This is a genomic window from Paraburkholderia sp. SIMBA_030, from assembly GCF_046535245.1.
GTDB lineage: Bacteria > Pseudomonadota > Gammaproteobacteria > Burkholderiales > Burkholderiaceae > Paraburkholderia.
In genome coordinates this window covers 1-365 of the sequence record NZ_JAWRXB010000153.1, presented here as the reverse complement: position 1 = coordinate 365, position 365 = coordinate 1, and the positions used below count along the sequence as shown (strand labels likewise).

Annotated in this window: 1 protein-coding gene; it reads right to left on the bottom strand. The window is 58.4% G+C overall.

The features are described from left to right. On the bottom strand, window positions 1–365 hold a 365-nt coding region (locus tag SB772_RS39440), incomplete at both ends, for a hypothetical protein (RefSeq protein ID WP_410838444.1).

Genomic DNA, 365 nt, shown 5'->3' with positions numbered 1-365 from the left:
GCGCTTGATGCGAAGTTCGCTTCGCAGCGTGATGTTGAGATCTCCGACGCGCAAAGCAAGTACAAAGACCCGAAGCCAGCGCACGCGAAGGCCGTGACAGACGACGCTGCGACGCGTGAGTTGCAGTCGGCGAGCCAAACGCAGGCCGCGCTGACGGCGCAGCTCGACACGCATGAAAAGATCGGCACCGAAGCTGAGAAGCTGCTCAAGTTCGAGCAGGAGATTTCGGACCTCAAAAACAAGAAGATTCTGACGGCGGATCAGAAATCGCTGCTTGCTCATCAGGGCGAGATCGACGCCGCGTTGAAACAGAACGCTGAGCTTGAGAAGCAGGTAGCGGCGCAGACGGCGCTCAACAAGCTCAA